Annotated in this window: 7 protein-coding genes; 1 reads left to right on the plus strand and 6 read right to left on the minus strand. The window is 31.2% G+C overall.

The window, feature by feature from the left end; translation table 11 throughout:
• Positions 1–71: 71 nt before the first annotated feature.
• The 4 genes from tamL to ACUN3A_RS17545 all read right to left on the minus strand — a co-directional run bounded on the left by tamL (position 72) and on the right by ACUN3A_RS17545 (position 10,264).
• Positions 72–2,387 carry a translocation and assembly module lipoprotein TamL gene (tamL, locus tag ACUN3A_RS17530; RefSeq protein WP_445552577.1) on the minus strand — a complete coding sequence of 772 codons (2,316 nt, stop codon included), beginning with the start codon at positions 2,385–2,387 and terminating at the stop codon, positions 72–74.
• Positions 2,371–7,464, minus strand: coding sequence for a translocation/assembly module TamB domain-containing protein (locus ACUN3A_RS17535; protein WP_445552578.1), 5,094 nt, complete (start codon positions 7,462–7,464; stop codon positions 2,371–2,373). The genes tamL and ACUN3A_RS17535 overlap by 17 nt, the downstream gene beginning before the upstream one ends.
• A gap of 200 nt (positions 7,465–7,664) precedes the next feature.
• Positions 7,665–9,479: a chloride channel protein gene (locus ACUN3A_RS17540; RefSeq protein ID WP_445552579.1), complete on the minus strand. Its 1,815-nt coding sequence runs from the start codon at positions 9,477–9,479 to the stop codon at positions 7,665–7,667.
• Positions 9,480–9,679: 200 nt separating this feature from the next.
• On the minus strand, positions 9,680–10,264 hold the full coding sequence (locus tag ACUN3A_RS17545) for an acyl carrier protein phosphodiesterase (RefSeq protein WP_445552580.1): 585 nt from the start codon (positions 10,262–10,264) through the stop codon (positions 9,680–9,682).
• A 261-nt stretch (positions 10,265–10,525) separates the two neighbouring features.
• Here ACUN3A_RS17545 and glmM point away from each other — a divergent pair, with 261 nt between their 5' ends.
• On the plus strand, positions 10,526–11,914 hold the full coding sequence (glmM, locus tag ACUN3A_RS17550; RefSeq protein WP_445552581.1) for a phosphoglucosamine mutase: 1,389 nt from the start codon (positions 10,526–10,528) through the stop codon (positions 11,912–11,914).
• 84 nt (positions 11,915–11,998) lie between these two features.
• Here the strand turns inward: glmM and ACUN3A_RS17555 are convergent, their stop codons facing one another.
• On the minus strand, positions 11,999–12,868 hold the full coding sequence (locus ACUN3A_RS17555) for a lysophospholipid acyltransferase family protein (protein WP_445552582.1): 870 nt from the start codon (positions 12,866–12,868) through the stop codon (positions 11,999–12,001).
• Between the two features lie 101 nt (positions 12,869–12,969).
• Positions 12,970–13,839: a lysophospholipid acyltransferase family protein gene (locus ACUN3A_RS17560; RefSeq protein WP_445552583.1), complete on the minus strand. Its 870-nt coding sequence runs from the start codon at positions 13,837–13,839 to the stop codon at positions 12,970–12,972.
• Positions 13,840–13,911: the final 72 nt, after the last annotated feature.

Raw genomic sequence — 13,911 nt, forward strand, 5'->3', positions numbered from 1 at the left:
ACAATAATATCGGTTGTATTACTTTTTTTATACTATCCGATATTAATTAATTATGTAATGATTGTATTATTTTAGAAAGGATACCCAATAGCTATATTCAAAATTAGATTATCTTTTCTCCAAGAACTATCTCCTAAATTGATATTGTCAATAACCCATTTATCACCTTGTGGCAAAGAAGGAATCCTTAAAGGAAACGCCAAATCTGTTCTCAATATTAGAAACGATAGATCAAAACGCAATCCTGCACCGGCTCCAACGGCTATATCTTTCATGAAATCTTTGGTAATTTCAGCTCCGGCTTTATCTGGGTCGGCATTTAATAGCCATATATTTCCAGCATCTAAAAATATAGCTCCTTTTACAATGCTAAATAATTTTGCTCTATATTCGGTATTGAATTCTAATTTTAAATCAGCCGATTGATCTGGCACATAAGAACTCGTAGTTTCGGGAATAATATAACTTCCTGGCCCTAGAGATCTAGCTCTAAAAGCACGAATACTATTTGTTCCTCCTACAACAAATTGCTTGGAGTTTGGCAAAGTACTTGAATTTCCATAAGCATATCCAGCTCCTACAATAATTCGACTGGCTAATTGGCTCTCTTTTCCTAATTTTAAATAATGTCTAAAATCTGCTTTTGCTTTTACATATTGGCTAAAAGGTACATTAAATACTTTTATAGTATCATTTTTTTTGATATTGGCTCCAGTTATTAGGCCTGTAACATTTCCAACAAAGTCTAATTCTCCGTTAAAATAAATGGTGTTTTTTTTACGTTTTTGCATTGTATTCGTATATGTGTACGAATAAGTTGGTCCAAAAATTAATTGTTTTTCTATCACTTTTCCTAAACTGGGATCCTGCAAAATATCTTCTTGATACTCAGCAGTAACATTATTTGGACTTACATAAGTAATATCAACAATATTTAATTGATGTTCTTTTCTGATGTTTTCTTTCCATAAATAACCAAATGAAGTATTAAAAGAATTCAAAGCATATAGTTGTGTTCTATTTTGATATTCATAACGAATAGTAGCTTTGGTTCTAGGAACAAATTCACTTGATCCTTGAATATTAAATGGTGCAATAAATCTTGGCCAAGTCAAACTAGTTTCTGTTCCAAGTTTGAAAATATTGTGTCCTTTATTTTGCCCTGATAATTGAAAATCGGCACCACCAAACGCAGAAACAGTTAGTAATTCAGCTCCCTTAAATAAGTTTCTATTATTCCAGTTCACATTAATACCTGTACCGTTATAACTGGCCGAATTTGTTTTACCCAAAACTTCGACACGAATAAATTTTTTGGGTAAAAGTGTTAGAAAATAATAAGAGTCTAAAGTGTTTTTTATACTATCCGAAGTTCTAAATTCATTTTTAACAAAACTAAATGTTCCCAAATTCACAAATCGATTCAGTGTAAGATTATGGTCTTTTCGATTATATAAATCTCCTTGTTTAAAATAAATGGCTCTGTCAAAAACTCTCGGATTAAATGTATTTGCAGTATCTATAATTGTAAAATCATTGTATTGAATAATATCCTCTTTTTTATATTTGATAGTATCTTTTGAAATAGAAAAATTAGGATACACTATGATTTTATCAATTTTGTAAGCTATTTTGGCTTTTTCGGGTGTTTCTTCTTTTATTTTTAATTTGATAGAAACAAGAGAAGCTCCTTTACTACTATCGACTTGAGCCAGAATATAATCGGGATTAAAATAATAAAATCCTTTTTCTTTTAATCTTGTATCAATGCGTTCACGTTCTGTTTTTATTATGTCTAAATCATAAGGATTTCCAACTTTCAATAAAGATCTTCGGCTTGTTCGGGCAATAGCTTTTCCTAAACCGGAAGAATCTTCTGGAAATTTTACTTCTTTTATTTTGTATTGTTTTCTGGGCTGAACAATATATTCTGCTGTTACTCTTTTACTTCTGACAGTAGAATCGGCGCTGACTCTAGTTTTAAAATAACCTTTATTTTCCGCATAATTTCTAAGTACTGATGCATTATAATCTAAATCGACTTTACTGAGAAGCACGGGCGCTTCACCCACTTTAGTCCTTAACCAATATCTGAATCCTTTATCTTTTTTGGGTTCACCAGCAATATTATAAAACCATAATTTAGGTCTTAATCCTAGTATTTGCTTATTCGGTTTTGGACGAAGTAATTCTTCTAAATCTTTTTCTAGTGCTTTTCTTTCTTTCTTTTTAAGGATAGAATCTTTGACTGTCACAGAAGCACCTGTATATAATAAATCGCCTTCTGGTAAATATTTGGTATTGCTACATCCAAAAACAAAAAATAAGGACAGCAGTAGAAAATATTTCATATATCTGTTTTCCATATCACTATGTTTTTTGTTCATAACCTTCGATTTGCTCATTCTTTTCTTTTTCTTTTTCCTTTTGCTCTTTTTCTTTGAGTTTCTTTTTTTCTTTACGAAGTTTTTCTTCCTGAATCAGTTGTTTTTCTTCTGCACTGCGATGAAAAAGTTCTCTAAATTTATTGTAACTCATCGTGATAACAAAAGCAACTCCTGTTTCAACAACTTGACCCTCTACAGCTACTTGATATTCATTTTTGCGATAGGCGCGAACCATATAGCGACCATCTCTGGTAAGCTGATAATCTAATGAGACATCACCTGCAATGTTTGTACTTTGTTCGTTGGCACGAGTATTTCCTTCAACACCAAAGCTGCTTCCAACGGTTACTTTTAATCGATCATCAAGCAGTTTTTTAGAAACACCAACATTCAAATCGGTTCTGTTTTCCATGGTTCCTGTTGTGTAATCTTCGGTAGATTCTAAATCGAATTCTAACTGAACTCCGGTAATTAATTCCCCTGCAATATCATTTAACTGTTGAGATAAAATTTTACTCACACTTTGTCTAGCCAATGATTCTGCACTTGTTCCGCCGCTTTCGCTTGCAAATGGATTTTCTCCAATGAATCGGTTTAATAATAAAAGTGCAAAAACCTGTTTATTCAATTCTGCAGGTTCTTGTCGCAATTGTTCTAATTTTGTCTGAGAAGCGGTTACTATATCTGCTGAAACATCATAATTTCCATCAGGAAGAATAATATCGAAAGTGATTTCGGGTTTCATTAATTCTCCTTTCATTTTTAATAAAGTCTGAAACGGAATTTTTTGTTTGTAGCTGTTTCTCACCGCTGGACTTACCGTTCCAAGTTGATTACCTAATAAATCAATTGGAGCCGTGCTAACTTTATAAATTGCGGTGATATTTAGTGTCGCCATTGTTGGTTCGCCATTCCAAATTATATAACTACCTTTTTGAATGTCAAATTTTCGTCGGATGGCATTGAAATTCATCTCATAAGCTCCTTCTGAAAATTCATATTTCCCGGTAAGTGTAGTTTTTCCAGAAGGATCAATTCCTCCGGTTAGTTCTGCTTCACCTTTCAAATTAAGGTAATCTCCATTTCCTTTGTCGATAACCAAAGTCAGTTCTGCTTCTTTATCTATAGAAATATCCACACTAACATCCATTCCGATTAACTCCGCCTGATTGAGTTTTTTCTCCATTGCGACCGTTTGTTTCAGATATAAATTATCTTCATCTACAAACTCCACAATTCCTTCTCTGTCTGCAATGGATGGATCGGATTGAGGTAAAACAACAGTAAATTTGGTATCTTTCTTTATTTTGATATTTCCGCCAACTATAGGATTTTCGAGAGTTCCATTTATGTTTAGTTTGGTGTCTAAAAATAAATCACCGTAAAACAAATCATTATCAGTAGCTTTAGAATGTACTGCTCTGAAATCTTTACCAACAACTGTTAAGCCAAAATTATATTTCTTAAAATCAGAAGATTGAATAGTGCCATTTAAAGCCAATTCATTATCATTTTCATCATGAAAGGTAAATTTATCGAATGTAATTATATCATTACTGAAAGTGATTTTTTCATTATCTGTTTTAAAATAAGAATTGAATCGTTTAATTCTAAATCCCGTTTCATTAAACTGTAACTCTCCTGCAACTTTTGGTGACGTTGCATTTCCTGTAACTTTGAAATTTCCAGATAAAAATCCAGTTCCTTCAGTAATATTTCCCATCGTAAAACCTTGAATACTTTTAATATTCAATTTATTGATAGCTGCATTAAAATCTAAATTCCCATCACTAATTTTATAATTCCCTGATAGATTGACATCGTTTCCTTCACCACTTAAAACCACATTGGCTACCAATGTATTTGCAGTTTTGTTATCAACTTTTATCGCAATATCTCCAACAGCGTCGCCTCTAAAAGCAAAATCATCTATTTTAATATCTGAGGTAAAAATGGGAGAGGTCATCGCGTTTTCTATAACGGCATTTCCGTTAATCAAACCTTGCATAAGGAGCTTGTCCTTTTTGACCATATTTAGAATGGTTTCTATTTTGAAATTGACAAAATCAATTTTAATGGGTGCATTGTCTTGATTGCTTTGTGATTGTATTTTAAGTTCGTTTCCAGCATTTGCCAAGAAAAATTTATTTATATAAAGTCTTTTATCTCCAAATTCAATTGCGTTTTCAGGATCGATAGTCCATTTATCGTAATTTAACACAAAATTATCTGCGTTAATTTTTAGGATATTTTTAGCATCCTGACGTAGAAACTCTCCCGCAATAGCATATTGTTCTTTGTCTTTGGTGTCCTTTACTTGCAATGCGTAGGAAAGAATATTATTCTCTACTTTACCTGTTAAACTTGTGAATGGAATTCTAATTTCACCACTTTCAATGGTAGCTACCGAAATTTGATATTCTAAAGCATTTTCTTTGGCTTCGATATTAATTTTTCCGTCAGCGATTGTATTATTGGCATATACAATCCTCGGAATTGTTCCTTTGATTTCTAAAGAATCGGTTACGTTATTGTATTTTCCTGTAATTTTAATAGGTTCTAAACCAGTTAATTTAGGGATTATTTTAAAAAGTACAGGATCATTATCTACTGTCAATGTAAATGCTAATCGTTGTTCATCTGATTCGCCATTTACTTTTGGATTTTGTAAATCCATGTATTTTGAAAGTGATTTTTTAATTGCTGAACTTAATGTTGTCAATTTATATTTTCCGTCAATTTCTGCTTTCAAAAACTGTGATGATACTTTGATATTATTTCGTTTATTATCGGCAAAAGCAATTATACGAACCGAGTCTAAAACGATTGGTTCAGCATTTTGCAAAATCTGAATATTAGAAAGAAACACTTTTCCGTTTAAGAAATCAGGATTACTGTTGGCAATATCTGCATCAATATTTCCTCTCAATTTCATCGGGCCGGCGTGAAGATTTAGCTTTTCTAGATCGGCAATATCAAGGTTTAATTTTAATTGTATTGATGGATATTTGTCTTTCGTATTTCCATTGGCTGTCAAATTAAAATTCAGATTTGGATCTTTCATCCCGGATTTAACTGCAAAAGATCCGTTTTCGATATTTCCTTTTAAGGTTAAATTGCTATAGGTGTATTTGTTAAATGTTGCTTTTTGAACAATTCCTTCCAATTCTGCCTGAGCTGTTTTTGGGTCAAAACCTTTCCCTTTTACTTTTGCTTTAAGCGTAATTTTTCCAATAGAATCATTTTTAATTAATCGACCTAAGTTAAAATCCAAAAGAGAAATAGTAGCATCATATTTCTCTCTTTTTTTTATGCGTTGATCAAACAGAGCGTCTATTTTTGCATTTCCGAAACTACTGTTTAAAGCTAAATTGGTTTTGAAATTCTGAACAGAACCTTTAAATTTTCCATTTAAATTAAATTGAGAAGGCAATTGAATGTTCTTGGGAATCGTGCCTGCTGGTACAAAAGAATACACATCTTTCGAAGTGCTCGACAGTTTTTTAATATTCAAATCATAATATGCTTTTTGACCATCAGGCAAACCAATAATTTTTCCTGAGAGAGAAACTGTGGTAGTTCCGATTCCGCTCATTTCGAACAGTGGAATATTCAAATCTTTTATTTTTCCGCTCAAACGAGTATTTAAATATAAAATAGCATTTGGATTACTTTTAAAAGGATTGGTCTTTTGCAAATCGGGCGAAAAAAGAAGAATATCTTTAAATCCAATTTTTGACTGGTTTAGATTTGCTTCTAATGCAATGTTCTTAATGTCTTTTTTTAGAGCATCAAGCGACGCATAAGCAATTTTAATTTTATCGTGAAGAAGTGTTTGTGGAGTTCTCAAATACAAATCAGTCAAATACGCATTTTTAGGTCCATAAAAGAAATTGGTTTTTAAGGATTGGATTTCTAAACCACTTTTTTCTTTTATAGCTAGTGCTTTTATATTCCCCGAAATCGTATCATTTCCATAATATAATTTTTCTGCTTTTAAATCAAATTTATCTAAATCTAGATGGCTGTAATCAATTCCTTTTGGAGTTGGTTTGGATTGCATATCATCAAATTTGAAGGCAATATTTTGTAAATTGACATTATTCAATTTTACTTTCCATCCTGTTTGTTTGATGGCTGTTGAATCTAAATTTGGCGTTTTAATTTGTTTGTCTTTTACACCCAATCGTAGGTTGCCTTTTAGATTTTTTAGTTCGAAAGTATCAAAATCTAAAAGCTGTTTATTCAAATCAATTTCATTAACAGCTAGTTCTAAATTTCCCAAATGTATTCCTGAATCCAGTTTAGAATCTTTATTGTCGTATGACACATCAATTTTTGATAAACTGATTTTTTCCAGTTTTAATTTGAAATCTTTTCTTTTAGAAATGGTATCAACGGTTTTTACAGAAACTTCGGCAATTTTCTCAACAGCGTCCTGATTCAAGACCAATTTCAATCCGTTTAAGTTAATATTCGGAATATTAAAATCCATTTTTTCTAAATCAAACTCCTTGAATTTGGTATCAAAATGCGTGAGTTTTACCCGAATATCATTTTTAGAAAAATCATCTTTAAAATTAAATTTGACATTATCAAGATTTACTTTTACAACTGAAATTTTAAAAGGTTTACTGTTGGGATCTTTTGGTTCTTTCGATTCGAATGCTTTGATAATATAATCGAAATTGAAAACGCCTTCTTTGTTTCTGGAAATATTAGCGTTTACATTTTCAAGAGCAACAGAATTAATTTCAAGTTCACTGCTAATTAATTTAAGTAAATCAACATCAACTTCTAAACGTTTTCCAGCCAGTAAAGTGTCTTTTTTTTGGTCTTCAAAATAAAATCCTTCGAGAACAATATCTTTAGGGAATTTGATAGAAATATAATCTAAAGCAACTTTGGTTTTTATTTTTCCGTGGAGATAAGTAACAGCTTTGTCTTTTACAAAATTCTGAACTACCGGAACCTGAATTAAAATAATAAGAAGTAATAAAATCGCAATTATAGAACCCACGCACCAAAGCAGTATACGTAGTGTTTTTTTTAGAAAATGAATGTATTTTTGATTCATAAGTCGATAAAACACGTTAGACAAAAGCGTTATTATAAAGCTGGATTGTATAATTTACAAAAATGTAAAAATATTACTCCAACAAGTTACATAATTTAGCTTTAATGTTCTAAAATTATATTTAATCGTTACTTTTTTCTGTTTAAAAGCTTAAAGTGAAAGTTGATAATTTGCTGATAATTTGGATAATACTAAAAAAATTATTCTATCGTCATTGATTTTAGCTTGGTTCTGTATGCTTCAAGTGCAATAGATTTAGAGATAAAACCATAATATTTGCCGTCTCTAATTACGGGAAGAAAGGCTTTTTTTGATTTTTCAAACTTATTCATAACAATTTCCATACTGTTAAAAGGGTAAATTACTTCAACCGGCGGAAGCATTACTTCTTTAATTAAAGTGTATTTTACGCGATATGTATTGAAAATAATTTCTCGAATATCATTGAAATGAACGATACCTAATAACTCTTTATCTACAGAAACAACAGCAAAAATAACTTGGTTGGAATGAGAGATTAAATCAACTAATTTTTCAAGACTTTCATCTGGAGAAACGGTTAAATAATCTGTTTGAATAATAGAATTGGTATCTAAAGTTGATAGGACATTCGTGTCTTTATTGCTAGTAAATGCATGCCCTTTTTTTGCCAAATTCTTAACATCTAATGAATGTACTTCAAAACGCTTCGAAATGGCAAAACTGATGGAAGAAACAATCATAAGGGGAATCATCAGTCCGTAACCTCCTGTTATTTCAGCAATTAAAAATATTCCTGTCAGAGGTGCATGGAATAAACCACTTAAGATTCCAGACATTCCCACAACTGTAAAATTGCTAACAGGTAAATTGGTTAAACCTGTTAAATTTAAAAATTTGGAAAAGAAAAATCCAACATAGGAACCTATAAATAGGGCAGGAGCAAAATTACCTCCATTTCCTCCGCTTCCTAAAGTTATTCCAGTAGCAAAAGCTTTTAACATAAAAGAGAAACCTACAAAAACTAATAATGCCCAATTATTGTTTCTAAAGCTTTTAAAAAGTGTTTCGTCTAATAACTGGCCAGGATCACTTTCTGATAATGTTCTGATGCTTTCATATCCTTCACCAAAAAGTGTTGGAAAAATAAATATTAAAAGGGCTAAAATTGATGCTCCAAAAAACGCTTTTTTATAGGGAGAAAGACGCATGTGTGCAAAATAATGTTCAGCTCTTTGAAAATTTCGAGCATAATATACCCCAACAAATCCAGTAGATATACCTAATAAAATATAATAAAATATATTATGATAATTGAACGTTTGCCTAGTCGGAAAATTTAATAAAATTGATTCATCTAATGCAATAGCAGAAACTAATGCTCCAGTTGCTGCTGCAATCATTATTGGAGTAAAGGCCGAAATGCTCACATCTACTAGCAAAACTTCAACTGCAAACAAAACACCTGCAATTGGGGCGTTAAATGCAGCTCCAATTCCGGCTGCAACTCCGCAACCAATAAGTAAAGTTCTGTCTTTATATGATAATTTATATTTTTGTGCATAATTAGATCCGAATGCAGCACCTGTAACAACAATTGGACTTTCTAATCCAGCTGAACCTCCTAAACCTACAGTAAGGGAACTTGTTACAATTTGGGCATACATCTGTTTTTTAGGAATGATACTTGCTTTTTTAGCAACTACATACAAAATTTGTGATGTTCCTTTTTCAATAACACCACCCAAAAATCGATTGACAACAAAAACGGTAAGCATAATACCAATAACGGGAAGCATTATTTTAGTAAAACCGATGTTGATAAATTTGGTATGTATATTGAGAAAGTTGGTATGCAGCGTTACATATGTGGCAAACCTAAAAACCCAGTGTGCAAATGTCTTTAAAACTATTACAGCTAAAGCTGATGAAATACCCACCAAAACACTTGATAAAAGTATAAATTGCTTTTCTCCTAAGGCCGATTGTGATATAGCTATTAACCGTTCTAATCTGTGAAAAAAAGTCTTTAACATTGTATGTTTTTGCTTAGGTTTATTACAAAAATAAGTTTTTAAATTCAAAAAAGAGAGAAACTATTCGATTAATGACAATGTATTTTTAACGATAATTCTGAAATTATAATCATAATCATGGTTATTACTGGTATAAGTGATTATGTGTGAATAGCATTGATGTTATCGTTCTGAAAAATAATCTAAGAGTCTATTTTATTTTATAGAGAAATTAATTTTTGTTGTGATTGAATTTTCAAATCTTCAAAGAAAGTACTAAATTCTAATTCAAAATCTTCGTAGTATTCCTTGAGTTCATTCGATGCAAATCGCATTTTTGATTCATTTTTAGTTCTACTATCCATTTGGGTCAAAATTCGATGAATTCCCTCTACTGTTTGGTAACTTACCAACCAATTATGTTCAATCATATAAGGTGTTATCCCTTGAATTCTTTCTGAAAGTAAATCGTAATTATCTCGTAAAGATTGATAAAAACGAGCCACAAATTCTTCTAATTTTTCCTCCGAATATTGATTCCAGTTTTTAGCCAAAAAATGATCATAAAAGACATCTACAATCACACCTGCGTAATGGTGGTAGTTCTCGTGTAAACGTTTGGTGCTTTTTCTAAAAACAGGATGAGAATCTGTATAAGTATCAATAAATCGGTGTAAAATAATTCCTTTTTGGATCTCCGAATGATAATTTTCAAACTGTTTTCCCCGGATTCCATCAGCCATAAAATTCCCTATTTTTACTAACTCATGGTCTCCTGATAAATAGATGTGGGCTAGGAAGTTCATTGAGAATTATGATTTTAGATTAACGATTTCTGATTTTTGATTTTAAATCAAGTATGAAGATATTTATGGACGATAGTGATTTTATAAAGGTATAAAACTTTATTAAAAGAAATGGCTTCGAGAGAATCAATCCCTTTTTTCAATTTACTTCTTATAAAGACATAAACTTTTTTATATTTGCTCGGAAAAAACAATTCGGAAATTAAATTGCAAAATAGAAATCTGCAATCAAAATTCGTTAATCTAAAATCATAATTCACAATGACTTTAATAAAATCAATATCCGGTATTCGTGGTACGATAGGAGGGAAAGTGGGAGATAATTTAACACCAGTTGATGCTGTAAAATTTGCTTCTGCATACGGAACTTGGCTAAAAAAATATTCAAAAAAAGCTAAATTAAATGTTGTGGTAGGTCGTGACGCTCGTATATCGGGACCTATGATTCATAATTTAGTTATTAATACACTTATCGGTTTAGGGATAGATGTTATTGATTTAGGTTTATCAACGACTCCAACTGTTGAAGTTGCCGTTCCTTTAGAAAAGGCTGATGGTGGAATTATTTTAACGGCTTCTCATAATCCAAAACAATGGAATGCTTTGAAATTATTGAATGAAAAAGGAGAGTTTTTAAATGGGCTTGAAGGAGAAAAAATTCTTCAAATTGCCGAAGATGAAGCTTTTGATTTTTCGGATGTAGATAATTTGGGTATTATTACTCAAAATGATGCCTACATGGATATTCATATTGACGAAGTATTGAATTTACCTTTAGTTGATGTTGAAGCAGTTAAATCAGCAAAATTTAAAGTTGTTGTTGATGGTGTAAATTCATCTGGTGGAATTATCGTTCCTAAATTATTAGAATTGATGGGCGTTGAAGTTGTTAAGTTATACTGCGAGCCTAATGGTCATTTCCCTCATAATCCAGAGCCTTTAAAAGAGCATTTAACGGATATTTCAGAGTTGGTTGTTGCCGAAAAAGCACATTTAGGAATTGTTGTTGATCCAGATGTAGACCGTTTGGCTTTTATTAGCGAAGACGGAGAAATGTTTGGGGAAGAATATACTTTGGTAGCTTGTGCCGACTATGTTTTGAGTAAAACTCCAGGGAATACAGTATCTAATATGTCTTCTTCTCGTGCGTTGCGTGATGTAACTAACAGCCATAATGGAAGCTATGAAGCGAGTGCTGTAGGTGAAGTGAATGTTGTGGAATTGATGAAGAAAAACAACGCAATTATTGGTGGTGAAGGTAATGGTGGAATTATTTACCCAGAATCACACTATGGTCGTGATAGTATGGTAGGGATAGCTTTGTTTTTGACTCATTTGGCTAACAAAAAAATGTCTGTTTCTGCTTTACGTGCTTCGTATCCAGAATATTATATGAGTAAAAACAAAATCGAATTGACACCACAAATTGATGTTGATGCGATTCTTGTAGCAATGACCGAAAAATATAAAAACGAAGATATTACTACAATTGATGGAGTGAAAATTGACTTCGCTGATAATTGGGTACATTTAAGAAAATCAAACACAGAACCAATTATTCGTATTTATACCGAAGCTTCTAGTCAGAAATTGGCAGATGATTTAGCTTTACGAATTATTGATGAAATAAAAGCTGTAGCTGGAATTTAAAACAAGAAACCGACGTGAGTCGGTTTTTTTTATATGCTTTGTCTAAATTATTTTATTCGGATTTTGGATATCTCAATTGGAAACCTAACGTTTATATTTCCATCTTTTATGTGTCCACAAATAATATTCAGGAGCTTCATAGATTTGTTTTTCAAGAAGTTTTAAATATTGGTTTGTAAGGTCAAAGTTTGGAACGTCTTTTGGATGGTCTGAAAGAATTTCAAGAGTGGCTTCGTAGTGACCACGTTTTACTTTTTTAGTATTCAGATATAGTAAATTCATATCGTATCTTTTAGAAAGCATTTCAGCACCAACATGTACAGGCACTTCGACTCCCATAAATTTAGACCAATGAACAGCACCCTTTGCTTTTGGAGATTGGTCACTGGCAAAACCATACAATGCCAAAACATGGTTTTTATTATTATTAATTATTGTTGGTACAGTTTGTTTTGTAGTGATTAATTTGGCATTGAATCTAGAACGTATTTTATGAACCAATTTATCAAAATAAGGATTTCTTAGCTGTTTGTAGATTCCATATGCAACAAAGTCAGAATAATAATTCATCGATATAATCCATTCATAGCTTGCATAATGTGAACATATAATAGCGATGCTTTTGCCTTGTTTTTCAACTTCTTTGTAGACTTCTATGTTTTTAAAAACAAATCTTTTGCATATTTCTTCCTTTGAAATATTCATTGTTTTAATCATTTCAAGAAACATATCACACATGTGATGATAGAATTTTTTTTCAATGATTAATCGTTCTTTGTCTGATAAATTTGGAAGTGCCAATGCTAAATTGTCACGAACCGTTTTTTTACGATAACCAATTATTCTGTAAGTCACGAAATAAACTAAATCAGAAACCAAATATAATAATGGGAAAGGAAGCATCGATATTCCCCAAATTAATGGGTAGGCAAGTAGATATATGAGATATTGCATGTAGTCTAAATTTATACAAATATAAAAAATAATTATTTTCTTTATAATTTGATAATTCAGAAATGTTATTACCGTAATGTTTCAATGCTTATTGCAAAATGCTATTGCTTATGTTTCCATCGTTTGTGAGTCCATAAATAATATTCTGGAGCTTCATAAATTTGTTGTTCTACTAGTTTTAAGAACTGATCAGTAATTCCGTAGTTTGGAACTTCTTTAGCATTTTCCGATAGAATTTCCATAGTAGCTTCATAGTAACCACGTTTAATCTTTTTGGTTTTCAAAAAAACAACATTCATGTCGTATTTTTTTGACAACATTTCGGCTCCAGTATGAACAGGCACTTCATGCCCCATAAATTTTGTGTAATGATGAGCGGTATTTTCCTTTGGAGATTGGTCGCTGGCAAACCCATAAGTTGATAAGTTCTTATTTCTGTAATTAGTTACTATTGTAGGGATTGTCTCTTTAGTAGTAATTAAGGTTGCGTTAAATTTAGATCGTATTTTATGAACTAATTTATCAAAATGAGGATTCTTAATTTGTTTGTAAATACCGTAACCTTTAAATTTTGTATAATAATTCATCGATACAACCCATTCATAACTTGCATAATGCGCACACATAATAGCGATGCTCTTATCTTGTTTTTCTAATTCCTGATAGATTTCAAAATTTTTAAAGACATATCGTTTGCATATTTCTTCTTTAGAAATATTCATTGTTTTTATCATTTCCAGAAACATATCACACAAATGATGATAAAATTTCTTTTCAATAATCAAACGTTCTTTTTTTGATAAATGAGGTAAAGCTAACTTTAAATTCGCCCGTACAGTTTTTTTTCTGTAACCGATAATTCGATAAAGAATAATGAATACAAAATCAGAAAGTAAATATAATAAAGGAAAAGGAAGCATTGAAATACACCATAAAAAAGGGTAAACAATTAGATAAATAATGTATTTCATTTTTAAAATTTGGCCAAATATAGTTTATTAAACGATGTTTAGCTTCACTTTGTCGATTTTTAATAAATTTAT

This window comes from Flavobacterium sp. WC2509, assembly GCF_052683105.1.